Origin of the sequence: Rickettsia africae ESF-5, from assembly GCF_000023005.1 — a bacterium.
GTDB lineage: Bacteria > Pseudomonadota > Alphaproteobacteria > Rickettsiales > Rickettsiaceae > Rickettsia > Rickettsia rickettsii.
The window spans coordinates 1,154,016-1,178,830 of sequence record NC_012633.1; the positions used below are offsets into that span (position 1 = coordinate 1,154,016).

Consider the following 24,815-nt stretch of genomic DNA (forward strand, 5'->3'; position numbering starts at 1 on the left):
GACGATTTAGTATCCACACAAAAACAACATCATCTTATTTAACAAATTCCTTAACGAAATTTTCTAAAAATGCTTTCAGTTTCTGCTCGGTTTCTTCGGTTATACGTTGCTCGTTTTTTATTGATTCCAAAATATCTTTTTTATTTAACCTTATCTCCGTAAGCATTTTATCTTCAAATTCTTTTACTTTCTGAAGCGGGACATCATTTAAATATTTCTTAGTTCCGACATAAATACTTACTATTTGTTCTTCTACCGGAAAAGGATGATATTGAGCTTGTTTTAATATCTCAACTAATCTTTTACCGTGATCGATTTGTGCTTTAGTGGCAGAGTCTAAATCTGATCCAAATTGCGAGAAAGACTCAAGCTCTCTAAATTGAGCAAGCTCTAGCTTTACCGAACCTGCTACCTGCTTCATAGCCTTTATTTGTGCTGCAGAACCAACACGACTTACCGAAATACCGACATTAACGGCAGGTCTTACGCCTTTATAAAATAGCTCACTTTCTAAGAAAATTTGACCGTCGGTAATCGAAATAACATTTGTTGGGATATATGCGGATACGTCACCTGCCTGCGTTTCGATTATAGGAAGAGCAGTAAGTGAACCGCTGCCTTTTTCCTCTGACATTTTAGCAGCACGCTCAAGCAACCTTGAATGCAGGTAGAACACGTCGCCGGGATAGGCTTCTCGCCCGGGAGGTCTTCTAAGTAATAATGAGATTTGTCTATATGCAACGGCATGCTTACTTAAATCATCATAAATAATAAGTGCGTGCATGCCGTTATCACGAAAATATTCGCCCATACTACAGGCAGAATAAGGGGCAATGAATTGAAGAGCTGCAGCTTCCGAAGCAGTAGCCGAAACAATAAGTGTATAGTCCATGGCTCCGGCATCTTCTAGTTTTTTTACTATTTGTGCAACACTTGATCTTTTCTGCCCAATAGCTACATAAATACAATAAATTTTATCACTTTCATTAGTAAGTGAATGAGCTTGTTTTTGATTAATAATAGTATCAACGGCTATAGCCGTTTTTCCAGTTTGCCTATCACCGATTATTAACTCTCTTTGTCCTCTACCTATTGGGATTAACGAATCTATAGCCTTTATTCCGGTTTGTACGGGTTCACTCACGCTCGTTCTTTCTATTATCCCCGGAGCCTTCATCTCGATATGTCTGTACTCTTTACTTGCAATATCGCCTTTGCCGTCAATAGGATTACCTAGAGCATCAACAACACGACCAAGCAAAGCTTTTCCTACCGGTACTTCTAAAACTGCTTTAGTTCTTTTGACATTATCACCTTGCTGTACTTGGTTATCATCCCCCATAATTACAGCACCGACACTATCGTTTTCCAAGTTTAAAACAAGGCCCTTAACACCGGATTTAAATTCTACTACTTCACCGGATTTTACATTAGCAAGACCGTAAATTTGGGCTATACCGTCACCGACGGTTATTACCTGCCCTACTTCCTCAAGCTCACTTAAGCAATTAATATTAGCTATTTCCTTTTGTAATATTTCAGCTACTTCAATAGGCTTTAGTTTCATGTGGTTTATGTCTCCTAATTTTCTTGTCATTGCGAACGAGCATTGCCCGTGTGGATACCAAGTCGTCATTGCGAGCAGCCGTAGGCCTCGTGGCAATCTTATAAAATATCCTGAGATTGCTTTGTCAATTACTTCGTAATTTCCTCGCAATGACTATATAAATATCTATACAGCAATATTAACTGTCTTTAAAGCTTTCTTTATTTTCTCTAAACTACCTTTTATTGAGTAATCTTGCAACATACTATCATATTTAATTACAATACCGCCAATAATAGTATTATCTATATCAAATAATATTTCTGTTTTTTGATTTAATTCTTTTTCTATACGAGATTTAATCCACTCCTGCTCTTTAGGTTGTAATTTATTTGCAGAAATAACCTGAACTATCTTTATGTTTTTACTTTCATATAGTAAAGTATTATAAGCATTTACTATATTAGATAAAATAGCAGTACGAGAATTTTTTACCAATAACAATAAAAAATTTTGTACTATTGTGCTAATTTTGATATTTTTTGCTAATAAATTGACTGCGTTAATTTTGTCGTTCTTATTTACTATAGGAGAAAATAGGAACTCTCTAATATCAAAATTATCGGTAATTATACGGTTTATAGAAGTAATTTCTTCAAAGATCTTATCTTGTATATTATCAACCATAGCGTTATTTAATAACGCTACTGCATAATTCTTGATTAAATTACCTTTGTTCATTTTCTTAATTTATATCTCCGAAGTAAAATGAAACGTATATACGAAGATCAACTTCAACAAGAGCAAGGAGTCTATAAGGCAAGGAGCGGAGCATATACTTAATACGTGAGCACCACAGCTCTTATAAGACGACGTAGCCAATTTTTGAAGTTCATCGAGTATTATATATGTATTGCCCTATCATAAGCAGAGAATACTGATTCATGCATCATTTCCGATAAAGTCGGATGCGGGAAGATAGTGTTAATTAAATCCAACTCCGTTCCTTCTAAATTTTTTGAAATCACATATCCTTGTATTAATTCCGTAACTTCTGAACCTATCATATGAGCTCCAAGCAACTCACCCGTCTTAGCATCAAATATAGTTTTAATTAAGCCATCGCTATCACCGCTTACTAAAGCCTTACCGTTAGCTATAAAAGGAAATCTGCCTATTTTAAGTTCATAACCTAAGGTTGTTGCTGCTTCTTCAGTCAAACCGACGCTTGCTATTTGCGGCGAAGAATAAGTGCAACCAGGAATATTATGTTTATTAATAGTATGCGGTTTTAAGCCCGCTATGCTTTCCGCTGCAATAATACCTTCATGGCTTGCTTTATGAGCTAAACAAGGCACTCCTGCTACATCGCCTATAGCATAAATTCCTGATGCCGCAGTTTGCATTAACCCGTTAGTAGTTATATAGCCGTTTTCTACTTTAATTTTTGTTTTCTCAAGACCTAAATTTTCTGTATTAGCTGTAATACCTACTGCCATAAGTAAAATTTCAGCTTGTAATTTTTGTGTTTTATCTGCTAACTCTAACTCAACTTCTATCTTATCTTTTGATTTTGTTTGCTTAATTAACTTAGCATTTGTAATAATTTTTATACCTTTCTTCTCAAAGTTCTTATGAGCGATTCCGCTAATTTCCATATCTTCAGCAGGCAATATTCTATTATGTGCCTCAATTACGGTAATATCCACACCAATACTATTATAAAACGAAGCGAATTCTATACCGATTGCACCTGAGCCGACAATAATCATAGATTTCGGCACATGCTGCGGTATCATAGCTTCTTTAGAAGTCCAAATTTGTTTACCGTCAGGCTTAAAGCCTTTTAAAACCCTAGATCTTGCGCCGGTAGCTATAATAATATTTCCTGCTTTTACTGTAGGTTTATCATTTATATTTATTACCTTATTTTCTGCAAGACTTGCTACTCCGTCTATCACGGTCACTTTGTTTTTTTTCAGTAGTAACTTAACACCGCCTGCAAGCTTATTTGAAATCTCTCTTGAGCGTTCGACTATTTTCTTAATGTTGATTTCAGCACCTTTAGCATCAATTCCATAATCTTTAGCATGTTTTATATATTCAAAAACCTCAGCAGATTTAAGCAGGGATTTAGTCGGTATACACCCCCAATTAAGACATACCCCACCTAAATGCTCTTTTTCTATTAATACAACTTTTTTCTTTAATTGTGCTGCTCTAATTGCTGCAACATATCCACCTGGACCACCGCCTATAACGGCTACATCATATTGTTCCATTTTATTTTTATTTTGTTAGTTTGTTATGCACATTAACGTCATTGCGAGGAGATGCACAGCATCGACGCAGCAATCTCAGGAATCATACACTATCTCCTGAGATTGCTACGCTCCTTTCAGTCGCTTGCAATGACGAAAATGGAAATGACACTAGAGTATACTACTCTTCAGCATCCATCTATTCTTTTCATGCACCTTAATTCGTCCAATAATCATATCGGCTGTACCCTCATCGCCCTCTGCTTGTGCTACTTTGAGTCCCTTATATAATGTATCTCTAATAATATCTTGATCTTTTGTTAGACTTTTCAGCATTTCATTTGCCGTTGCGTTTAGATTTGCCTCATCTATAGATGCAAGTTTTATTAAATCTGATAATGCGGGAACTTTAGCATTTAAACTTCTTATTCTTTCAGCAAGCTCATCTAAACTTTCAGCTAAATCTTCATACTGCCCCTCAAATAATAAATGTAGACTTCTAAACTCTGCTCCTTCTACATTCCAATGATAATTTTGTGTTTTAAAATATAAAGCATAGCTATCTGCTAAAATTTGTTCTAAAGCTTTTACTACTTGCATAATACCCTTAAATTTCTATGAACTTTTTGACTTTATAACATTTCTTTAGATACTTCAAGTGATATTGAAATTTATATAATTTCACCTAATTGCAATGATTATATATTAATTATTAATTTTTGTTAATAATTTCTTGACTATCAAATAAGTACTGCTGATTATGCCCTTCAATTTTAAAAATCCAAAGGAATAGCAAAATGATACATCAATTAACTTCATTTTTAACCACTGTGGCAAGAATTACTACAACAGCAAGAGCAACAATTGAAGATCAAGAATATAATATGCTTCAAATAGGATATAACGGAGAAAATTATTATATAGATCCTACTACAAAAAATTTAATTGTATCAAATTGTCCTAAAAACAATATGGCAGCGATGGAGTATAGCAAAAGAATTGAATTATTAAATAACGATATCATGAACCTAATATTTAGAGGGTTTTTCAAAATAAAGAAAGCGTTAACTAACTATAGACGAGGGGCTATTATTACTGCAGTTAATGATAATGGAGACGATATACGAGATTATATATTAAAAAAAAACAAGGTGATAATACTTTTATGTATGAGGAAGCATTGATGAAAATATGTCAAGGAAATTTTCGTTATTATTTTGATCCACAAAATTATACTAAAATTTAAAACCCTACTATTGAGTATATACTTAATACTGCAGCAACTAATAACCCTATTACTATAGGTTATAGTAAAGGATGCAAAATATTTGAGGTACTTAAAGGAAATAATTTGAATGGAATTTCTTCAGAAATAAAGGATTTAATATCTAACCCGATATCTAGCACTACTCAAGGTACTAACACAATAGAAAACTTATTAGAACTCATAACAAAAGACTTATCTGAAATAGCAGCTAATCCGATTAATAACACAATAACAAGCTCTACTGCCGAAATTTCTGAATCAATCTTTTCCGATAACACCGAAAGTTAGACTGAAACGGGAATAAATTTAATTAATAACACCGTAGCAAACCTTACTAATACTGCTTTCAATACAACTTACAACTCTCAAGAAAATATGTTTGATGAGAGTGATAACGATAATTCCTTGGTTGCTCAACATATAAGCATTGGCACAACTGTAGTTGCCTCCATAGCTGTTATAATAGGTGTAGGGGTAACTTGGTATGTTAGAAATAAAAACGCAACAAACGCTAAATTAAAACAATATATTGATGAAATTGAAGCTGAAAAACTTGCTGCTGAAATTAATGAAGATGTTACTACTGAAAATAACACTCTACTTGATAATGATCATGCTGTGGTAGATATGACCGGAGTCTCCTATGAAGAAGAAGGTACTTTAGTATAGATAACCTAGAGTATTGCTTTTTAATCAACAAACAATAGCAAATTCACTGTTGGTTGTTCCTCGAAAATAAAAATTGAGATTTATTTCAATTCTTGATTTATCAATTCTTTTAGCTTTTCTTTCGCTGCTTCTTTAGAACGTTGCCCTGCATAAGAATCATAATTTTTATTATTTTCAATGAAATGTACAAAGAAAACTGTTCTGTCATTTTTGTGTAGCCAACCTATAAACCATCCGATTTTACGATCCTTTAACTTTACAGTTCTATCTTGGCTAAGTTTATTACCACTGCCTGTTTTACCGTAACGCTTCCAACAATCTACAAAATCTTCAATAAACAAAATATTTTTAGTCATTTCTTGGGCTTGAACACTTACAGGCAATTTATTCTCTGCCAGTTTCTGAAGAAAAGCTAATTGTTCTTACGGTGAAATTTCTAAAGAACTAGAAAGCCATGCATTAGTTAAACCGTTATTCCTTCCTTTATCTCCTCCTGAAATATCACGATTACCATAATCACATTATGTTACATAATCACGAAATTTTTCCATACCTAATTCTTTAGTAATAATCTGAGAATACCAAACACAGCTATTCTTCATCCAATCTTTAGGTGTTTGGGATTGTTTCCAAACTTCAAGATAGTCAGCATATCCTTCTTTAACAGGTAATTTTGGATGAGTTTCATCAATTAAAAACCCATCATCATAACCCATTAAACTTATAGCAATTTTAAATGTTGAGCATGGAGCATAACGAGAATCACAATTACCTTCTTGTTTTATAATTTTCATTAACTAAAAAACAATCCGCTTGAATTATAAAAGTTATAGTAAGTGATATTAGGGCAGTGAGATATAAAATAATTTTTTTCATAGGTTCAAATAAAAATAGGTGGTTTTGTTGCATGACATAGAGAACAGGGAATGACATCGGCTTAAACTAATTATACAGTTTAGTAAATTTCCTGCGATTGATCTTCCTTACTCGGTACATAATCAAAAATATCATTATTATTTTGATTATCAATCATATCTTCATTCTCAAGCATCTGAACATTATTTATTTTAAATGCTTCTATAACAGTACCGCTTGGTGTAATTTTACCAGTTGCGCTATCTACGGCGATTAGCTTAATTGAATCTGGAACTTTGAAAGGCAGCGATGGCTTATCCTTATAAGCATTACTCATAAAATCAATAAAAATCGGTAATACTACGTTTGAGCCTGTTGCTCTTTTTCCAAGCTCTTTCGGTGTATCATAACCCACATAACTGCCGACTACTATTTTGGGTGTAAAACCTACAAACCATGTATCTTTACTATCGTTACTAGTACCGGTTTTTCCGCCGATAATTTTCCCTAACTTCTTCGCAGCATAACCGGTACCTCTATCTATTGCTCCGGTTAAAAACGAAGTAATTTGATAATCACTAGCTTCATCCGTAACTCTATAGATATATTCTTTCGGTATTTCTAATATTGCGGTATCTAAATTACTATCCGAAACATTACAAGCAAGACATTCTCTATCATCTCGCCTATAAATAATTTTACCGTTACGATCTTTAATTAATTCTACAAAATGAGGCTCAACTTTTTTACCGCCGTTAGCAATAATTGCATAAGCATTAGTCATTCTGCTAAGTGTGGTTTCAATGGAACCAAGTACCATAGAGTAAACTTTTTTTGGTTCATTATTAATACCGAAACGCTTAATTATATCAACGATTTTTGTAAGTCCTACGGCAGTTGCAACTCTTACGGTTATAAGATTACGAGATTTTTCAAGACCAGTACGCATAGTGATTTCACCTAAAAACTTACCCTCATAATTTTTAGGACGCCAACTAGGCATCCCTGGACCTTGCAAAATCTCAATAGGTCCATCATTAAAAATCTGATTCGGCTTAACACCGTTTTCAAGAGCTGCTAAATAAACAAAGGTTTTACTCAAAGAACCGGGTTGACGCAGTGCTTGAGTTACTCTATCAAATTTACTTGTGGAAAAATCATAACCGCCGACGCTTGCAAGTACCTGTCCGGTATTTGGGTTCATAACCATAATAGCACCGTTTACTTCAGGAATCTGACGAAGAGCATACCCCTCTTTTATAGCCTCAACCACTATCACATCACCTTTTTTAAGCAAGGTCTTAACTGATTTAAAATTACTTCTTGCCCATTTCATTTCAGCAATAGGCATCTTAGATTTGCTGCCGTCTATAAGTCCAATCTCTACATGATTATCGGCTACATCTAGAACTACAGCTAATTTATACTCTAAAAGCGATGGAGGAGTCGGTAGTTTTTTTAGCTCTCCTTGCCAATTATCAAGAGAAATATTAGCTATAGGCTTTCTAAAACCACGCCTTCTATCAAACTCCCTTAGACCTTTTCTTAGAGAGTTTTCAGCTAATTGCTGCATCTGTGCATCTAAAGAAGTAATGATAGTAAGACCTCCGGTATAAAATTCTTCCTTACTATTTAACATCCTAATTACTTCTTCTCTGACCTGTGCAGCATAATAATCTGCCGTAACAGTTTCTTCCTTAGCTCGTTTACGTAACACTATCGGGCTATCCATAGCTTCTTTCGCAGCGTCTCTTGTTATATAACCATCTTCAAACATACGTGCTATTACGTAATCACGACGAGCTTTTACTCTAGCATAATTTCTCTCAGGATTAAGTTCAGAAGGGGCTTTAGGCAGTGCCGCAATAAAAGCTGATTCTGCAATAGTAAGTTCCTCTACGGATTTATTAAAATAATTTTGTGCAGCTACCGCAACACCGTATGCACCACGACCAAAAAATGTTTGATTAAGATATAATTCTAAAATTTGATCCTTAGTAAATACTCTTGAAATCATATAAGAAAGAATCGCTTCTTTAATCTTACGTTCAAGAGAAACTTCGTTAGTTAGCAGAAAATTTTTAACCACTTGCTGAGTAATGGTAGACGCTCCTTCCATACGCCTATGATGTAAATAATTAGATATGTTTAAAAATGCCGCTCTAACTATTCCAAACAAATCAACACCGGGATGGTTATAGAAATTCTTATCCTCAGCTGCAATAAAACTTTCTATTAGCGAACTCGGTACGCTATTAATCGGTACAAATACACGACGTTCAAAAGCGTACTCCTCCATTAATTTGCCGTCACGGGAATAAATACGCGTTACCGACGGCGGATAATAACGTGCAAGCTGTGAGTAATCAGGCAAATCACGTGAATAGTGGTATATTATATAAGCAGTAATCCCGCAACCTACTAAAATAAGGAAGACAAAAATTTTTAAACAAAAAAGAAGAGATTTATACATGACTTATAATATTTCGCCTGTTAAACTATTAAGTGAAGCCTTAGTAATTTTTACATCAATGATTTTACCAAGTAAAGATTTATTAGGGTTTTGGATATATACGGACTGCATGTATGGAGTTTTACCTATTATCTGGTCGTCGAATTTACCATTGCGATCAAATAGAACTTTCATAGTACTACCAACACAACTTGTATTAAAAGCTAGTTGCTGAGCCATGAGTTCTTGTTGTAATATAGTTAATCTCTCTGATTTTATATGTTCAGGTATTTGGTCGGTTCTAGTTGCACCAGGTGTGCCGGGACGTGGGCTATATTTAAACGAATAACACTGACCGTATTTTACTCTACGAACCAAATCTAATGTATCCTCAAAATCTTCATCTGTTTCACCGGGAAACCCGACGATAAAATCAGAGGATAAAACTATATCAGGCCTTGCTTCTCTTAAGCGATTAATTATATCAAAATAATATTCCCGATCATGTTTGCGGTTCATGGCTTTTAATATTTTATTTGAACCTGACTGCACCGGTAGATGTAGAAACGGCATTAATTTAGGTTCGGTGCCGTACAGCTTTATTAGATCATTATTCATATCTATCGGGTGTGAGGTGGTATAACGTAATCTCTCTAAATTGGGAATTTGTGCTAGATGTTTGAGTAAATCGGCTAGACTAAATATTTTATCTGCAGGACCTTTACCGTGATATGCATTGACATTTTGTCCAAGTAACATAATTTCTTTAGCACCGCTACTAACTACTTTTAGTGCTTCTCTGTAAACCTGCTCTACATTTCTTGAAAATTCAGCACCTCTAGTATAAGGTACTACACAGAAAGTACAAAATTTATCGCACCCTTCCTGTACCGATATAAAGGCACTTGTTCCTTGCGGATATAATTGCTCAGGTAGCTGATCAAATTTTGCTTCTTCAACAAAATCAAGATCGATTAAGTGCTTTTCGTGTCTAACGACTTTTGAGATTAATTCCGGTAGATTATAATAAGATTGCGGACCGACAACAATATCAACATAAGGAGTTCTTGTAAAAATCTCCTCCCCTTCCGCCTGTGCAACACAACCGGCTACAACTATTATTGCAGAACTTAAACCTTGTTTTGTTCTGGTATCTTGTAGTTTCTTAATACGACCGAGTTCAGAATAAGTTTTCTCAGCTGCTTTCTCTCTGATATGACAAGTATTTAGAATAATAACATCTGCTTCTTCAATATTTTCAGTAGGTTCATAGCCAAAGGGATAAAGCAAATCCTGCATCTTAACGGAATCATAAACATTCATCTGACATCCGTAGGTCTTAATATAAAGCTTCTTACTCATAATTTTATATATATATCTTTAAACTAAAAGCCTAGTATACGAAGATCAAATTCAAAAAGAGCGAGGAGTTCACAAGGCAAGATGAGCTGCGTATAACGTAATACGCGAGAACCGAAGCTCTTGTAGAACGACTCAGCCAATTTTTGCAGTTCATCGAATATACTAAAGTTTTATATTATACTATATTTATATCAATCTTTAAACTAAAACCTTGATGGGCATTGCTCAATAACTATAGATATCTTTAAAAGCCCCGTCATTGCGAGGAAAAACTGCAAGTTTTGACGAAGCAATCCAGTTAAAAATGCTAATATTTAGATTTTTATTATTTTTGCTAGATTGCTACGCTCCTTGTAGTCGCTCGCAATGACGACTCGGTATCCACGCAGGTAATACTGAGTTAGGAATGACACTCAATCCTTACGGATTCATTCTTGCTGTGCAGATTCTTGCGGTGATTTCTTTTAATTTTTCTATTCTTTCAATAAGACAAAGCAGCTGTTCTTTAGTAATTTTATAGTTTTTATCATATCTTGCATCAACATAAGCTTTTTCAAGAAACTCAAAACACTTTTTTTGTTCTTCGGTTAATTGAAGAAATACACTCCATAATTCATTGTCATAATTTCCTGCCATGCTACCTAGTTCTTGTAAATTATGTAATTTAGGTTTGTAGTTTGAGGAAACTAATAAAATAGTACTGTAAAGACTTTCCGTAGCTTGATGAAGGGCAAAGACTGATAAAAAGCATACTACAAATCGCTTAAATAAGTAGTTGCCCCTTTTAAAAAACCTTTACCTCTACCAATCGCTCCAAGATAAATCTTTAGCCTCGCTAAGTATAAATTCCCTTCTTTTTTTATATCGGTATAAAAATAACGTCCTTTTTCTAACTGCCTACTTATTTCCTCTATTGACTCTAGAATTATCGATATTCTTGAATCATACGGAATAATTTGCTTAGGGTTTATTATTCCTGTGTTTTCTAATCTTATATATTTATATTATCTTTTAATCTTAAAGCAGTGTATCCTTTATATTTACCTTTTTTCAGAATTATCAAAATATCAGTATCGCTATGATAGCCGTAAGGTAGATCATGTACCCAATCGCCTCTAGCAAAAGAGCCGTACAAGATAATCATAACGATTTTTCCTGTGCAATATCTAAAATCTGCTGCACTATAAAATTAAGTCTTGCTCTAATTTTAAAAGAACGTTCGGGTAAGGTGGTTTTCATTTAAATATCTATACTTTATATTTTTCTGCTTTTAGCTTTTTTATTTCTTCTATTGTAAGCTTAGTATATCGTGCTATTTTCTCTATAGGTTCATTCTCTATTAACATTTCTTTTGCAGTTTCAATTTTCTCTTTTTCTATGCCCTTCTCCATCCCCCGGCATTAAACTTTTCTTCAAACTTGTCTATTTCTTGTTATATAGCCATTTCAGCTCTAAAATAATCATCATGCTCTTGTTCTGTCCATTTATATTGCTCTAAACTTGCATATGCCAATAACACAATTTCATTTTTAATCTCTTTTGGCGGTTCTTGTTCTTGCGAAGCATATTTTAATAAATGCAACCATTCATCGGTATCATCTTTAAGATCATTTTTTTAAACTTCCCTAGTTCAATAAATACATAAGTTAATGAAAACAAATATTATTTATGTATATTGCTTTCTTTTATATGATGATAGCTAATATACGGCAATTCATCAGGCAAAGCTTTTGCTCCTATGATAGAAATTATTACTACCGGCAATAAATCCTTATGTTTCATACCCTTCTTAATTTGACTAACGTAGGTATAACAACCGTAAAGCTGCATTCTATTAAGATAATCTTTCTCCATTTTACGCTGCATCTCGATTATATACCATCTACCGGTTTCATCTTTAACTTTTATATCGAACAAACTTCTTTGCCCTTCAAGAAATACAGGTAACTGTTCAGTAGTTATATAGCTTAAATCTATGATTCTATCTCCTTGCGATAACCTAAGAAGAGAGTTCAATAAATTTATTAATTTTACTTTATCGCTAAATAGTTTTTTAAATGCGACATCATTTGTACCGTCTAAATATCTTTGGATAAATAATTATATCTTTGGTAAGTTTTTATACATAGCAAATTAACTTCAGGCAGTAAATTACTTTTACAATTTATTATCGGTACTAGGCTTCTTGCATCACCTATCTTATAAAGAGGAACTTGAAGGAAACACGGAACACAGCACTGCAGCGTACATAAAAGTACGTGAGGATGCGAGTACCGGATTGACGTACAAATTACCTTTAGAAGGAGGTTATGCAAGAAGCCTATTAATACCTATCATTATCATCATACACTCCCCAAATTACTTTCTTGGAAATCCAACCTGTGTAATCCTTACATGTAATTTGGCAGAATTGTTCTTTACATTTTTTTAAACTACAACGAACTTTTGGCATTAATTTTGCTATAACTCGGCTTTTATGGTCTGCGGATTTGGTAAGTTCTATTTCCTTATCAGAAGTAATAACTACTGATCTTTTACCTGATAAAACGCTTGAATGTATCCAACCGCCTTCGCCGTTAATGTCACGTACTTGTCGCCATTGCTTGTACTCTGCAGTTATTTCTACCGGTTCGCCTTTTTTAACAAAAACCCATTCTACAGCAGATTTAGTAGTTGGTCCGCTCCTTGCATTTACTTCATTAGATTTTATTGAAACAAATCTCGGAATAGGCAATTTTTTATTATCGGCATTAATTGTTGTTGATAATATTACAATAATCAAAGTAATAAGAATTTTAATCATTATCTTCCGCTTCAGATAAAGCATCCTCTTTTTTTGCTATTATATAATTACCAAGCCTAAATTGTACTTTTATTCTATTAATTTCCTGCTCACTAATACCTATATTTTTTAGGACTGTTCCACCTATTTGTAATCCAGTCTCATAACTTTCTGGAATAATAGTTGTGGCACCTAAATCATAAAACTCTCTAGCATTTTTTAAATTTTTTAACTTAACGACAACTGGTATATCCTGATAATTACCACTAATTGTTTTAAGCGATTTCTTGATAGTTACTTGATTATTCATGGTAAGTATTATAGCGAATGCTCTTTCCGTACCTAATGCCTTTAGAGTATCGGCTTGCGATACATCACCTTTAAAAACCGGCAAACCGTTTGATAGCTCTTCTTTTACTCTATCATCATCTAAATCAAGTATTACGTAACTTATACCTTCCGCTTCCAAAACTCTTGCTACCATTTTACCGGTATTACCGAGTCCGGCAATAATAATATGGTTTGTTAAATCTCTTGCCCCAAGCTCAATCATTTGAGTCGGAGTTTTACCAAGTCCTTTATCAACTTTCTCAGCAATCTTTTGCCCTAAAGCTGCGAGTAATGGAGTAAGTGCCATAGTAAAAGTAACTACGAGTAATAATATATCGGCAGTACTTTCTTCTAATACTCCACTATCTTTACCTAAACTGAATAATATAAAACCAAACTCTCCACCTTGTGATAATAATAAGCCTGAATAAAAAGCAACTCCTTTATTAAAACCGAATAAAATACAAAAAGCCGTTATGATTAAGGTTTTTATACCTATTAAAGCAATAGATAAAGTAAGAATATGAGATATTTTTTCATACATTTCTAGGGCATCAATATTCATACCCACGGTCATGAAAAACAATCCTAAAAATAAACTTTTGAAAGGATAAATACTTTCCTCTGCCTGCAATCTAAATTCAGTTTCTGCAACTAATACTCCGGCAACAAATGCCCCTAGAGCTAAAGATAAACCAAATGTTTCGGTAGCCCAAGCAGCAGAAAGTACTATTAACAAAGTCATCGAAATAGGTAACTCGCTTGCATTATTACTTTCTGATGAAATGAATGAAAATACAGGACGAAGAAAAACACGACCGACAATAAATATTGTAAGTAAGGCCGTTACGGCTTTTAAGAGTGCAATACCAAGAGCCACTGCAAGCGAGGCTTTATTGTTACCGGCAAGTAACGGAACTATCACAAGCAATGGCACTACAGCCAAATCTTGTAGTAACAGAATAGCTAAAGAAACTCTTCCTATTTGCGTTGATTGACTACGATTTTCCTCAATAACCTGCATAACAAGTGCTGTAGATGAAAGGGCCAGACCACCACCGGTAATAATAGCCGCACTACTATTACCGTCTATAAGCACCATTGCACCGGCAATTACTATAGCGGTTGTTAAAACTTGCAAACTACCGAGACCAAATACATATCGTCTCATAGCTTTTAATCGCTCGAAGGATAACTCAAGTCCTATCGCAAATAATAGAAATACTACACCAAGTTCACCTAGTAACTTAGTTTGGTCATATGTTACGATTTTTAAACCGTGATCACCTATTGCAGCTCCGGCAATTAAGTAACCAAGTACCGGACTTAATCTAAGACGCTTAAGTATAGCCACGATAAAAACCGCAGTACCTAGTAAAATTATAACGTTAATAAGAATATGATCGTTCATCTTTTCCAAATTTCTTCTAACTTAAAATGCTCCCGTACTTCAGGATAAAAAATATTAATTAAAATAGTACCTGCATCTATTAGTACCCATTCTGATTTACCAAGCCCCTCAATATTACTATTTATACCAGCATTATTTTTTAATTCTAAAGCTATATATTCAGCAATTGCTCCAACATTTTTAGTCGAACGACCGCTAGCAAATATAATATAATCGGCTAATTTATGTTTTCCTGTTAAATCAATTACCTCAATATCTTCTGCTTTTTTCTCACTTAAACATTCTAAGATAAATAATTTTAATTCTTCAGTTTCTTTTTTCATAATAATTAATAGAATGATATAATAATATTAATTATTATATGCATAAGAGTCGATTTTATCAATGAATGTTTAAAATTCTATAATAAAAATTCATATAAAGCTTTACTTTAAGCAAAAAAACTTTAATTAATACTTAAATTAATATTGATAAAATAATGGCAATATCTGTAGAAGAGTTAGAAAAAATACTTAAAGAATCATTTCCGAACAGTACAATGAAAATTACTGATTTAGTAGGAGATCAAGACCATTATGCCTTAGAAATATCAGATGTTCAATTTAATGGACTTTCTTTAATTAATCAACATAAATTAGTAAAAAACGTCCTGTCTGAAATATTAAATAAAAAACTACATGCAATTACCATAAAAACTATCGCAGTTTCCGAAAAATAATTACAAATATTAATATGATAATCCTTGTATAAATTCAACTTATTATTTAATTTTATACAAACAGCTGATTATATAGTAATCCGCTATTCGGTGTGTAATTAAGAATAAGGATTTTAAAATCCTTATTCTTAATTGATGCGGGTTTTTAGAAGTTTACTTTAAATCTTAGCGTACCGGACTGGGCATGGTATTTTTTAGCTAAGTTCAGACTGTAATACACTCCGTGCTCCATTCTACCCTTCTTAATTACTGCACCTGCCCCTAAATCATATAGCATTTTAGTAGGTTTAGGTGCCAGTACCGGTAGAGGCTCATTAAGACCGTTAAGGTCTGCAACGATTGCCGGTGTTTTACCTTTGAAATCGTAATTAATAAAGGCATGAATTTGCGGTCTAATTATGAATTCATCCTTATAGTAGGTTGTCTTAATTTCACCGCCGAGTATACCTTCAACCTTGTTATATTGACGTTTCTGAATAGTTAGGTTTTGGAAAGAAGTACCGTATTCCTGATAACCGGAATCTTTAATCTTAGTAAGCCTGATTCCTGCCATCGGTGCAAATGAAGTTTCTTTCCATAGATAATTATAACCCCCAACTACTTGACCACTATAAGAAGTTGAATTATATTTACCGTGTGCTGTTTCATAACCGCCTATAATATTACGTAGTTCATTAGTTTTAATATCACTTCGTGCATAGGTGGTTACGCCTTCTATAAATAGGTTATTTATAAAGCTATATAAACCGTATATAGAGCCCATATTAGTTCCGACCTTAGTAGTATTGCCGGCTTTAGCATTTTACGTAACTTCGTATCGACTCTAATAAGCAGCACCCAGAACTATATTATCGTTTATAACGGTATCAATCCCGATTGAGCCACCGGTAGATTTAGCTTTATAAAGTCCGTTAAAAGCTTTTTGTACTGCCTTACCGTAATATAGGCTAGCCCATGCCCCGTAAATGGAATTATTAGCTTTACTTTCATCAAGTTCACAATCACCGCCTCCGACAACTACACCTCTCTTACGTGATGTAGCATCTTCTGCTGTAGGATTCGTAGCATTGTTATTTTCATCTTCAAGAGCCTTAATTCTCTCCCTTACTTTCTGATTACCGATACTAGTATTATCTTGTGCAGCATTAAAGCCGTCATTCGCTTTAGCACGACTTATTCCGCTACCTGAGCTTCCACCGCTACTTGTACCTGCAGAATTATCTCGGCTACTACCTATAGCAGACATATCGCTACCGGAACTACTTCCCATGCCGTTACTATTATTAGCGGGAGAAATACCTGTTGCTTTAGGATTATAGCTATTACCGTATGGACTACTTCCGCTGTTGGTTACACCGCCTTTAGTTGTACCTCCCAAACTAGAACTGCTCCCTTGTGCTGAAGAGTTACCACTATTAGCAGGAGCAATACCGGTTACAGCAGGACTATTGTAACTTGAGCCACCTGTTGATGGACTGTTATAACCCGTAGTACCTCCAAAGCTACCGCCTCCTCCAGTTGATAACTGGTTAGCGCCTACGTTTGAGGTTGGAATCGTTACGACCGAAGCATTCGGACCGTAAGGATTGCCTCCGACATTAGCAGGACCGTTAGGACCAAAACCACCGGTACCAACTGATGGGCTACCGCCGCCTGTACCAATATTACCTCCTGTACCAGGTCCGTTAGGACCAAATCCGCCTGTACCTGTAACCGGAGTAGTCGGAGTATTATATCCTGCCGGATTGCTAGGTGTTACGTCGTAGCCGCCCGGAGTGGTAGGCGGAACATATATATTGTTAACTACACTACCGCTAGTTGGTGGCGGCTGTAGAGGGCTAAAACCTCCAACACTCGAACCGACGGAAGGACCCCATTGGGGTAATAAGCGGAGTAGTTATTCTATGTATTTCATTTGAAGGTCTTTGAATTATAGGTAATAGATGTTCAACGACTTCTCATCTTTGCCCTACAAGGGTATTTACTATAACATTACCAACAGGAGTATTTAGTTAAAAATTTGATGATATTATCTATTGTTACATCTCCTGTTGGTTCTATCATCAAAAGTACAAAGGAATTACCTGTAATTTGCCATCTGACAAAACCACCTTCATTAGCGGTTACATTAAACGGTAAGCTTACAACATGACCAACTATGATATTACCTCCTGCCATGGTGATGATAGGATAAGCACTACCTTGCCCAATAGCAAACGGATTATTTTGTGCAGTTAAAAATACTTTAATTGAAAAAACATTTGATAAATCAAAGGTACTACCGCTTGCGAGTACTATATTACCGCTATTAGCGTTGCCTGTTTGCCCTGCATTTATAGTATCATAGAAGACATTTATAATAAGCTCACCGGTAGGAGTAGCAGAGCCTGTATAAGTAACTTTATTATTACCAAGATCGAAAGTTATATTACTTCCTGAGATATTGCCCCCGACATTTACACTAGTATTATCACAGGTAAACATCATTGTTGCTTGATCGGCAACTTATAGTATTTGCTCCTAAATCCGATGCAATAATAAAAGCGGTTTTCTTCGGTGCAAAAGTAATAGTATTAGTGCCTGTTACCGCTTTTTGTAGCCATACATCATCATCGAATTTATGACTACCGCCATTATAATCGGTGCTTGTACAAGTGCAGCATTAATGTATTCCGCTGAAGAGTTGCTGCTGCTCCCTTTGAAGTTCTCTGAAACGATTTTTGTTTTGTAATGAAATTTTGTTGTTGCTCTTGGCACTTTAACACCGCCGACCGTGGCTGACGAAATGTCTAAACTTCTACTGTTATAACCGGTAAATACCGCTTGATTTACCGGCATCAATAGTTTTAGCATATCCCCTTTTACCGTGTCTTTATTACTACTGAACTAGTTTAAGGTTTAAATTCTCACCGCCTAAATCATCGGTCAAACCATTATTAGCGTTAAATATTGCCGTACCTTGATTATTAGTCTTGGTTGTTATACTCGAGTAAAAATCTTCGCTATCGATTGTGATTTTACTGTCTACACCGTTGAACTGAACGGTTTTAAGGTGATTTGAGTCTGAACCTACCGAACCACTACCGCTAGCTCCAGTTGTTAAATCATTTGATATTGCAAGAGTATGGATTTTATTACCTGTGGTCGTAATTGATTCATTTATTATACTTGTATTATTAAGGCTTAAAGTTTCAGACTGAGCAGTAGTAAATGAAATCGAGCCTGTTTTCACGATACCTTGAATTGTAACATCACCCCTGTCTATTTGAACTATATCGACCATTCCTTTAGTACCTATACTACCGGAATAAGTAATAGCAGTAAATTCATCAAAAATCACCATGCTCTATCCTCAGGATTTAAAAGCAAAAGGAGAAAAGCTTGATCCTTTAGAAATATCTAAACTATTCGTTGTTCCCTTAAATTTTATGTCGCCACCATTTATTAATATTACATATCCTGCATTAATACCTCCGATACAATTTAATACATCACCGCTAATAGTTATATCACCCACTTTTGAAGTACTGCTACCTATAGCTCCACTAACGCTGCTTGGACCGGTAAACATTAAATCCACATCTTTACCGCCTGTGATGTTAATACCACTGGTTAAATTAGTTGCTTGAGTAAACACTTATTACCCGTGCCGGTTCCTTGGATTTCAGCAATTGACATATTACCACCGGCGTTAATCGTAATGGTGCTGTTGTCAACACCCGCTTTTAACATTGCAAGGTTCGTAATTGTATTCGTTAAGTTTCCATTACCATCAACTGTACCTATAGTACCGTTAGTACCTCCGGTACTTGTTATATTACCGGTAATAGCTGATGTTATATTATTTGCTATATCACTAGCAAATATTGCTACGGTACCGGCATTATTTTGGCAATTCATATTACCGTCAATCTTTACAGCCCCAAGCTCGCTATTAATAGAACCGGAAGGAGTGGAGAAAAAAATTTGATCCAAACTGTGATCCTATAGCAACTTTTGCAACGGATACGTCGATATTTGGGGTATTAAGAGCAGTTATTACCAGTATTCCGTACCCTGTAAGTTGTACTTTACTCACCGGATTTGCTTTTGTTCCGATAGCATACTTATTAGCCATACCATCTATTGTTAACTTGGTATTAGCATTTCTTGCATTTATCTCAACTACACCGGTATTTGGAACAACTGGCTCTATATTACCTGTTAACTCTATAGTACTGTTTTTGCCGCTAGCTACAGTAGTCATTAACTTTAAAACAGATGCGGAATTCATGAATGTAACACCTGGTGCATCTAATGGAAAATCACCGTTTAATGCATCAAGGACATAAACGGCTGGTCCAGCATTAACCTCACCGATATTAATTTTGGCAATCTTAGCCGAAGTAAGTGATGCATCGGCAAAAACCCCGCCAGCAGCAATATTAAGCACTGCAGTATTACTCATATCAAGTCCATTTGTACCTAACGTAGCATTAGTACCAACAACGCTGACATTACCACTAACATTTATAACAGCAAGGGGATTTGCCTTTGTGCCAAGAGTTTCATTACCCAAATTACCCTGCAAAGTTAACACATTATTATCAGGTATAGTACTAGAAGTACTACTTAAATTGACGCTACCGCCTCTACCGGCAAAACCATCGACACTATTCATAAAGGTAACTTGTTGATTTTTGCTAGTAGTTAAACCAAATACGGATTTAGTATTATTCAAATTAATATCACTTCCTAGCGTTAAAGCCTTGTTAGATACATCTATCGTAAATGCCGCGACTGCATTTCCCTGCCCGATATTAATTGTGTTTACCATACCTGTACTTGAATCAGTAGCCGTTAAAGTAGTACCGGTAGTATAAACGTTTAATGTTCCTGTATTCCCGTTTTTGATTTGGCTGTTAAGTAAATAACCTGCAGGATTTGCTCCCGAAAACTCTAAAACACCGCCATTGGTAAAATCCACGTTACCGCTTTTTGTAAGCGAGTCTTGTAAATTCGCCACAGCATAAAGAAGTAGCGGATACACTTTTTTGCAAGATAACCGTTTTATTACCCGCTGCATTAACAGTAATTGCTCCAATATTATTTATGACTCCGGTAACGTTACCGCCTCCTAAAAATACTAAACTACTGTTAGTTGCTGCACTACTTGTCACTGCTGCTAAAGTACCGGTATCATTAACGTTAACCGTACCTGCAGACCCTTTAAAATCAGTCTGTCCTGTAATAACTGTTGTGTTAATAGTTCCGGCCCCGCCAAAAGTTGCATTACCGGTAATATTACCTGTATATGTTCCTGTTCCGACAGTAACATTACCTGTAGTATTTGTTGTAAGTTGGCCTGCTCCGACCTCAGCATTACTGGTAAAACCACCCGCAGCTGTAGCTACCACAACTGCATTATTTATGGTAAGAGTAGTTGCACTAGATGCTCCGACTATCATAACATTCCCTGCTTCCGTTAAGATTCAAAGCCGCAATACCTGTTACAGGTCCAAGCGTACCTACTCCTAAAACATTAACAATGCCGTTAACACCTCCGCTACTTGTTACTGCCGCTAAATTACCGCCCGCAGCAAGGTTTATTGTACCGGCATTATTGCCTTGAACATTTAATATATTAACCGGATTTGTAGCTCCTACATTACCGATAACCGTACTATTACCGACAAAATTTAACACCTCCTCCTAATTTATTATCTATATTACCACCGGTAGCCCCACCAACATTCTTACCATCAGCGATTGTTACTTGTGCGGCCGTACCGTTAAAATCTATATCAGAAATTACATCTTGCTGAAATCGTACTAACGAGTTCTGCGTAAATTGTACTAATCCTCCCGCGCCGGTATCCAATCCACACCATACGGCGTGTCTACTCCTATATTAATAGGCTGATACTGGTTCCCTATCTGAATAGTTTGGGCAAAGATGGTTCCTGTAATTGTAGCTGGAGTGTGATTTAGAGGAGCTCCTATCCCATCGGTTAAAAATTTGTTAAGCCTTGTCCCTCCTGTTCCATTACCGCTACCCGTCTACCTGTACCTGCATTAAGTGCAATTTCTCGGCTACCGGAAGCCACGTGTACTCTTAATTGACCATCTACATCATTTGCTGGAACTAGGTTGAAGCTAGCCACAAATTCTGCAGCATTTGGCGATTCATTACTTACGTCATAAGTAGCATTTTGGCCGCCGAACTTGATACTATGTCTATAAGGTTGTATATCCATAACTTCATTAACGTAAAGACCTGCGGCTGGTGAAGTATCAGTAGCAAAATTAAGTAGCTTATTATTTGCAATATTAAAAGTTTTTGCCTTAATCCAACTTGGATGTTTAAATTGAAAGTCAGTGTCAATCTGTAATGTAAGATCTGCCTGGCCTTGAACAGAAGTTACTATACTACCTGGACCTGAGATAAAGGCGATTCTATTATCACCAGTAGAAGGAAAAAGTGATGTAGCCTGAAAAATCAAAGTACTAGCTAAATCGTTAAAATTAAAGCTGTTAAAATAGTAAGTATTCCCTGGTGCTTCTCCTGGTCCTGGAGCAAAAGGAGGAACTACTGCAAGTGCTTGTGCATTTGTAACTGGCGTACCTGTTAAAGTGATGTTTATAGCGTTAGGGACATCTACAACACGCCCGACATTTTCTTTAGTAAGATCAACAGGTATAACCGGTCCAAAATATGTTATTTGGCACAGTATTGTTGCATTATTAAAAGTATCTAAATATATAGCAGGCATTGCTGGCACATCTGCAGTAAAATTATTTACTTCGCCAAGGGTTACAAATGAACCTGGTACATATGCTCCTCCGCCAAAAGCACTACCATCAGCTACTGAGCCACCCCCTACTGTTACGATTCGGTTAGCAATACCAAGGACACTAACTAGTGCTAGCAAGCATCAATGCCGCAATTGATGTAAACATGCCTTTTTTTATTAAATTTTTTACCGTTGACTTGACATAATATCTCCTAAATGTGGGCTTAATTTTTCTAACTTATGATTTTGTTATATAAATAACATATTACTTTTAATTGAAAAACATTAATTAATACTAAAAATATCTATAAAAAATGCTTATAAAGAAGGTATTTTCTATATAGAAAAGTAACTCATAGTTACTTTTCTTGTTTAAAATAAATTAAACTTTATGTACTCTTTATAGAAATTCGGTAAATCGTATATAAAACTTAAGAAATACAAGGGTAAAACCTATCTATTTTAGCTTCTTAGTGAAAACCGCAAAACTTTATTAATTTTTGTACCTCTTATGTCATTCCTGCGAAAGCAGGAATCCAGTAATCTTTAATGTCATCCCGCAACTTGATTGCGGGATCTCAGGACACAGTCTGTTATACAAGATCGGGGTCAAGTCACAGTATAACAGCAAAAAAGACTGGATTCCCGCTTCCACGGGTATGAACATAAGGGCCATACAACAAAGCCGCAGGACTAATACAATGACGCTTAGAACCTAACAAAACCACTTTTTCTAGGTAAAATCTATAAATTTTTATATAAACAAATTGATTTGCTACGAATAATAGAGTATATAGTATAGACATAATTAATTATCGGGGCGTAGCGCAGCCTGGTAGCGCATCTGGTTTGGGACCAGAGGGTCGGGAGTTCGAATCTCTCCGCCCCGACCATAAAAACATAAATTATAATGTCAAAAGACGACCTCATTCAGTTTACAGGTACAGTACTTGAACTTTTACCTAATGCTACTTTCAGAGTAAAGCTTGAGAATGATCATGTAATTATTGCTCATACTTCCGGTAGGATGCGTAAAAATCGTATCAGAATATTACTAGGAGATAAAGTTATGGTAGAAATGACTCCTTATGATTTAACTAAGGGACGTGTGATTCATCGTCACTAGTCTTTATAAGTATGAAGCAGAACAGAAAAAACCTACCGATTATATTAGCATCAAGCTCTCCTGCAAGAATTGAGTTACTAAACAGAATCAAAATTATCCCTTCACAAATTATTCCGGCAGATATAGACGAAACACCTAATTTGCGTGAATTACCCGCTCCCTTAGCCATAAGACTTGCTTACGAAAAAGCTATAAAAATTGCATCTCAAATAGAGGCATCAGCTATAATTATAGCTGCCGATACCGTAGCGGCAGTAGGTAGAAGAATATTGCCGAAAGCTACTACTTATGAAGAAGTCAAGAATTGTATTAAGATGTTATCCGGGCGTCGTCATCGTGTCTATACCGGTTTATGTATTATCAAAAAAGAGAATGATCAGCTTACAGTTAGACAAAAAATAGTTCAGACTATTGTTAAGTTCAAAAAATTAAGTGATGAAGAGATTAATTTTTATTGTTCTTTGGATGAGGGAATAGATAAAGCCGGCGGATGTAAAATTTCCGGTTATGCAGAAGCTTTTATCTCATTTATTTCCGGCTCATATTCAAATGTTATGGGATTACCTTTATTTGAAACAGTAAATGCTCTAACTTCTTTAGGTTTTAGATGTTCAAGTATCATGCCTGCAAAAATGAATTATTGTCATTCCGCGACTTGATCACGGAATCTAGTTAAAAATACTAAAATTATTAATATAATAATTTGTTTTTCTAGACCCCGTGGTCAAGCCACGGGGTGGCATTAAATGTTTTTGGATTCTTGCGATCCACGCACATAAATTACCTAGCTACTTAATGCCCAGGCTCATCCAAATGACTTCTCTCATAATTTTCATGACGCTCTTGAGCTTCAATACATAATGCAGCAATAGGTCGTGCTTCTAATCTTTTTATACCTATTGGGTCGCCTGTTTCTTCACAGTAACCATATTCTCCATTTTTAATACGTGATAATGCTTCTTCTATTTTACTCATTAATTTACAATATCTATTTCTACTACGAAGCTCAAAAGCTCTTTCTGTTTCATGAGTAGCACAATCGTTAAGATCGGATGCTTTTAAATTTGCTTCCTTTAAATGATTTAAAGTCTCTTGAGATTCCTTTAATAAATCCTCTTTCCATCTTAAAAGTTTTTGTCTAAAATATTCTAGGTGATTAGGACACATATATTCTTCATCTTGAGAAGGTTTATATCCCATAGGTAATTTAGGTGTTTCTAGCATATTAATATCTCAATATTAACTTTAATATATTATGTTTAT

Annotated in this window: 34 protein-coding genes, 1 tRNA gene and 2 pseudogenes; 8 read left to right on the forward strand and 29 right to left on the reverse strand. The window is 35.2% G+C overall.

Annotated elements, in window-relative coordinates:
* Window positions 1-34 precede the first annotated feature (34 nt).
* The 4 genes from atpA to RAF_RS06280 all read right to left on the reverse strand — a co-directional run bounded on the left by atpA (window position 35) and on the right by RAF_RS06280 (window position 4,407).
* A complete protein-coding gene (gene atpA, locus RAF_RS06265; RefSeq protein WP_041471960.1) occupies window positions 35-1,567 on the reverse strand; it encodes a F0F1 ATP synthase subunit alpha in 1,533 nt (510 codons plus the stop codon).
* A gap of 165 nt (window positions 1,568-1,732) precedes the next feature.
* A complete protein-coding gene (gene atpH / locus RAF_RS06270) occupies window positions 1,733-2,287 on the reverse strand; it encodes an ATP synthase F1 subunit delta (RefSeq protein ID WP_012720052.1) in 555 nt (184 codons plus the stop codon).
* 161 nt (window positions 2,288-2,448) lie between these two features.
* Entirely contained in the window at window positions 2,449-3,828 is a 1,380-nt protein-coding gene (lpdA, locus tag RAF_RS06275) for a dihydrolipoyl dehydrogenase (RefSeq protein ID WP_012720053.1), read from the reverse strand.
* Window positions 3,829-3,978: 150 nt separating this feature from the next.
* A complete protein-coding gene (locus RAF_RS06280) occupies window positions 3,979-4,407 on the reverse strand; it encodes a Dps family protein (protein ID WP_012151348.1) in 429 nt (142 codons plus the stop codon).
* A 197-nt stretch (window positions 4,408-4,604) separates the two neighbouring features.
* Here RAF_RS06280 and RAF_RS06285 point away from each other — a divergent pair, with 197 nt between their 5' ends.
* The 3 genes from RAF_RS06285 to RAF_RS06295 all read left to right on the forward strand — a co-directional run bounded on the left by RAF_RS06285 (window position 4,605) and on the right by RAF_RS06295 (window position 5,743).
* Window positions 4,605-4,991 (forward strand): hypothetical protein, encoded by a 387-nt coding sequence (locus RAF_RS06285; protein ID WP_234943896.1) that lies wholly within the window; start codon window positions 4,605-4,607, stop codon window positions 4,989-4,991.
* Window positions 4,992-5,158: 167 nt separating this feature from the next.
* Window positions 5,159-5,362 carry a hypothetical protein gene (locus RAF_RS06290; protein ID WP_016728372.1) on the forward strand — a complete coding sequence of 68 codons (204 nt, stop codon included), beginning with the start codon at window positions 5,159-5,161 and terminating at the stop codon, window positions 5,360-5,362.
* 87 nt (window positions 5,363-5,449) lie between these two features.
* Window positions 5,450-5,743, forward strand: coding sequence for a hypothetical protein (locus RAF_RS06295; RefSeq protein WP_041471961.1), 294 nt, complete (start codon window positions 5,450-5,452; stop codon window positions 5,741-5,743).
* A gap of 80 nt (window positions 5,744-5,823) precedes the next feature.
* On the opposite strand, the gene RAF_RS10165 is transcribed toward RAF_RS06295, so the two are convergent.
* The 12 genes from RAF_RS10165 to rsfS form a co-directional block, all read right to left on the reverse strand.
* The gene (locus tag RAF_RS10165) at window positions 5,824-6,099 is read right to left on the reverse strand and encodes a penicillin-binding transpeptidase domain-containing protein (RefSeq protein ID WP_234943897.1); all 276 of its coding nucleotides are present in this window, start codon (window positions 6,097-6,099) and stop codon (window positions 5,824-5,826) included.
* 165 nt (window positions 6,100-6,264) lie between these two features.
* A complete protein-coding gene (locus tag RAF_RS10170; RefSeq protein ID WP_041471963.1) occupies window positions 6,265-6,537 on the reverse strand; it encodes a penicillin-binding transpeptidase domain-containing protein in 273 nt (90 codons plus the stop codon).
* A 161-nt stretch (window positions 6,538-6,698) separates the two neighbouring features.
* The gene (locus RAF_RS06310; protein ID WP_012720054.1) at window positions 6,699-9,071 is read right to left on the reverse strand and encodes a penicillin-binding protein 1A; all 2,373 of its coding nucleotides are present in this window, start codon (window positions 9,069-9,071) and stop codon (window positions 6,699-6,701) included.
* Window positions 9,072-9,074: 3 nt separating this feature from the next.
* Window positions 9,075-10,412 (reverse strand): tRNA (N6-isopentenyl adenosine(37)-C2)-methylthiotransferase MiaB, encoded by a 1,338-nt coding sequence (gene miaB / locus RAF_RS06315; protein WP_012720055.1) that lies wholly within the window; start codon window positions 10,410-10,412, stop codon window positions 9,075-9,077.
* Window positions 10,413-10,832: 420 nt separating this feature from the next.
* Window positions 10,833-11,108 carry a HEPN domain-containing protein gene (locus tag RAF_RS08945; protein ID WP_148206976.1) on the reverse strand — a complete coding sequence of 92 codons (276 nt, stop codon included), beginning with the start codon at window positions 11,106-11,108 and terminating at the stop codon, window positions 10,833-10,835.
* A gap of 295 nt (window positions 11,109-11,403) precedes the next feature.
* Entirely contained in the window at window positions 11,404-11,556 is a 153-nt protein-coding gene (locus tag RAF_RS09530) for a hypothetical protein (protein WP_004997297.1), read from the reverse strand.
* A gap of 103 nt (window positions 11,557-11,659) precedes the next feature.
* Window positions 11,660-11,803 (reverse strand): hypothetical protein, encoded by a 144-nt coding sequence (locus RAF_RS10175; RefSeq protein WP_014014833.1) that lies wholly within the window; start codon window positions 11,801-11,803, stop codon window positions 11,660-11,662.
* 41 nt (window positions 11,804-11,844) lie between these two features.
* Window positions 11,845-11,994: a hypothetical protein gene (locus RAF_RS10180; RefSeq protein ID WP_234943898.1), complete on the reverse strand. Its 150-nt coding sequence runs from the start codon at window positions 11,992-11,994 to the stop codon at window positions 11,845-11,847.
* A gap of 80 nt (window positions 11,995-12,074) precedes the next feature.
* Window positions 12,075-12,428, reverse strand: a complete 354-nt coding sequence (locus RAF_RS10185; protein ID WP_012720056.1) for a PD-(D/E)XK nuclease family transposase — start codon at window positions 12,426-12,428, stop codon at window positions 12,075-12,077.
* Between the two features lie 307 nt (window positions 12,429-12,735).
* The gene (locus RAF_RS06335; RefSeq protein WP_004997294.1) at window positions 12,736-13,215 is read right to left on the reverse strand and encodes an SH3 domain-containing protein; all 480 of its coding nucleotides are present in this window, start codon (window positions 13,213-13,215) and stop codon (window positions 12,736-12,738) included.
* Window positions 13,208-14,935 (reverse strand): monovalent cation:proton antiporter-2 (CPA2) family protein, encoded by a 1,728-nt coding sequence (locus RAF_RS06340; RefSeq protein WP_012720058.1) that lies wholly within the window; start codon window positions 14,933-14,935, stop codon window positions 13,208-13,210. Before RAF_RS06340 ends, RAF_RS06335 begins: the two co-directional genes overlap by 8 nt.
* Window positions 14,932-15,258 (reverse strand): ribosome silencing factor, encoded by a 327-nt coding sequence (gene rsfS, locus RAF_RS06345; protein ID WP_012720059.1) that lies wholly within the window; start codon window positions 15,256-15,258, stop codon window positions 14,932-14,934. The genes RAF_RS06340 and rsfS overlap by 4 nt, the downstream gene beginning before the upstream one ends.
* A 155-nt stretch (window positions 15,259-15,413) precedes the next feature.
* On the opposite strand from rsfS, the gene RAF_RS06350 reads away from it, so the two are divergent.
* Window positions 15,414-15,653 (forward strand): BolA/IbaG family iron-sulfur metabolism protein, encoded by a 240-nt coding sequence (locus tag RAF_RS06350; protein WP_012720060.1) that lies wholly within the window; start codon window positions 15,414-15,416, stop codon window positions 15,651-15,653.
* A gap of 145 nt (window positions 15,654-15,798) precedes the next feature.
* Here the strand turns inward: RAF_RS06350 and RAF_RS06355 are convergent.
* Window positions 15,799-16,437, reverse strand: a pseudogene (locus tag RAF_RS06355) (autotransporter outer membrane beta-barrel domain-containing protein); the annotation flags it as partial.
* 39 nt (window positions 16,438-16,476) lie between these two features.
* Entirely contained in the window at window positions 16,477-17,031 is a 555-nt protein-coding gene (locus RAF_RS06360) for a hypothetical protein (RefSeq protein WP_041471966.1), read from the reverse strand.
* Between the two features lie 208 nt (window positions 17,032-17,239).
* Here RAF_RS06360 and RAF_RS06365 point away from each other — a divergent pair, with 208 nt between their 5' ends.
* A complete protein-coding gene (locus tag RAF_RS06365; protein ID WP_041471967.1) occupies window positions 17,240-17,419 on the forward strand; it encodes a hypothetical protein in 180 nt (59 codons plus the stop codon).
* Window positions 17,420-17,645: 226 nt separating this feature from the next.
* Here RAF_RS06365 and RAF_RS06370 read toward each other — a convergent pair whose 3' ends face one another.
* From RAF_RS06370 to RAF_RS10670, 10 genes and pseudogenes are all read right to left on the reverse strand, one after another.
* The gene (locus tag RAF_RS06370; RefSeq protein ID WP_234943899.1) at window positions 17,646-18,140 is read right to left on the reverse strand and encodes a hypothetical protein; all 495 of its coding nucleotides are present in this window, start codon (window positions 18,138-18,140) and stop codon (window positions 17,646-17,648) included.
* Between the two features lie 96 nt (window positions 18,141-18,236).
* The gene (locus RAF_RS10190) at window positions 18,237-18,506 is read right to left on the reverse strand and encodes a hypothetical protein (protein WP_234943900.1); all 270 of its coding nucleotides are present in this window, start codon (window positions 18,504-18,506) and stop codon (window positions 18,237-18,239) included.
* Window positions 18,507-18,531: 25 nt separating this feature from the next.
* A complete protein-coding gene (locus tag RAF_RS06380) occupies window positions 18,532-18,996 on the reverse strand; it encodes a hypothetical protein (protein WP_200858173.1) in 465 nt (154 codons plus the stop codon).
* A gap of 9 nt (window positions 18,997-19,005) precedes the next feature.
* The gene (locus tag RAF_RS06385) at window positions 19,006-19,290 is read right to left on the reverse strand and encodes a hypothetical protein (protein WP_041471968.1); all 285 of its coding nucleotides are present in this window, start codon (window positions 19,288-19,290) and stop codon (window positions 19,006-19,008) included.
* Entirely contained in the window at window positions 19,266-19,628 is a 363-nt protein-coding gene (locus tag RAF_RS06390; RefSeq protein ID WP_041471969.1) for a hypothetical protein, read from the reverse strand. The genes RAF_RS06385 and RAF_RS06390 overlap by 25 nt, the downstream gene beginning before the upstream one ends.
* Window positions 19,588-20,658: a hypothetical protein gene (locus RAF_RS06395; RefSeq protein WP_234943901.1), complete on the reverse strand. Its 1,071-nt coding sequence runs from the start codon at window positions 20,656-20,658 to the stop codon at window positions 19,588-19,590. The genes RAF_RS06390 and RAF_RS06395 overlap by 41 nt, the downstream gene beginning before the upstream one ends.
* The gene (locus RAF_RS10195; protein WP_234943902.1) at window positions 20,621-21,100 is read right to left on the reverse strand and encodes a hypothetical protein; all 480 of its coding nucleotides are present in this window, start codon (window positions 21,098-21,100) and stop codon (window positions 20,621-20,623) included. The genes RAF_RS06395 and RAF_RS10195 overlap by 38 nt, the downstream gene beginning before the upstream one ends.
* The gene (locus tag RAF_RS06405; RefSeq protein ID WP_041471970.1) at window positions 21,081-21,338 is read right to left on the reverse strand and encodes a hypothetical protein; all 258 of its coding nucleotides are present in this window, start codon (window positions 21,336-21,338) and stop codon (window positions 21,081-21,083) included. Before RAF_RS06405 ends, RAF_RS10195 begins: the two co-directional genes overlap by 20 nt.
* Window positions 21,319-21,513 carry a hypothetical protein gene (locus tag RAF_RS06410; protein WP_004997262.1) on the reverse strand — a complete coding sequence of 65 codons (195 nt, stop codon included), beginning with the start codon at window positions 21,511-21,513 and terminating at the stop codon, window positions 21,319-21,321. Before RAF_RS06410 ends, RAF_RS06405 begins: the two co-directional genes overlap by 20 nt.
* Window positions 21,514-22,322: 809 nt before the next feature.
* Window positions 22,323-22,564 (reverse strand): annotated as a pseudogene (locus RAF_RS10670) (cell surface protein).
* A 678-nt stretch (window positions 22,565-23,242) separates the two neighbouring features.
* Between RAF_RS10670 and RAF_RS06425 the strand changes: the two are divergent.
* The 3 genes from RAF_RS06425 to RAF_RS06435 all read left to right on the forward strand — a co-directional run bounded on the left by RAF_RS06425 (window position 23,243) and on the right by RAF_RS06435 (window position 24,211).
* A tRNA-Pro gene (locus RAF_RS06425) sits at window positions 23,243-23,319 on the forward strand.
* Between the two features lie 17 nt (window positions 23,320-23,336).
* Window positions 23,337-23,552: a translation initiation factor IF-1 gene (gene infA, locus RAF_RS06430; RefSeq protein WP_010977828.1), complete on the forward strand. Its 216-nt coding sequence runs from the start codon at window positions 23,337-23,339 to the stop codon at window positions 23,550-23,552.
* 11 nt (window positions 23,553-23,563) lie between these two features.
* Entirely contained in the window at window positions 23,564-24,211 is a 648-nt protein-coding gene (locus RAF_RS06435; RefSeq protein ID WP_012720062.1) for a Maf family protein, read from the forward strand.
* A gap of 133 nt (window positions 24,212-24,344) precedes the next feature.
* On the opposite strand, the gene dksA is transcribed toward RAF_RS06435, so the two are convergent.
* Window positions 24,345-24,776 (reverse strand): RNA polymerase-binding protein DksA, encoded by a 432-nt coding sequence (gene dksA, locus RAF_RS06440; RefSeq protein ID WP_012720063.1) that lies wholly within the window; start codon window positions 24,774-24,776, stop codon window positions 24,345-24,347.
* Between the last annotated feature and the right edge of the window lie 39 nt (window positions 24,777-24,815).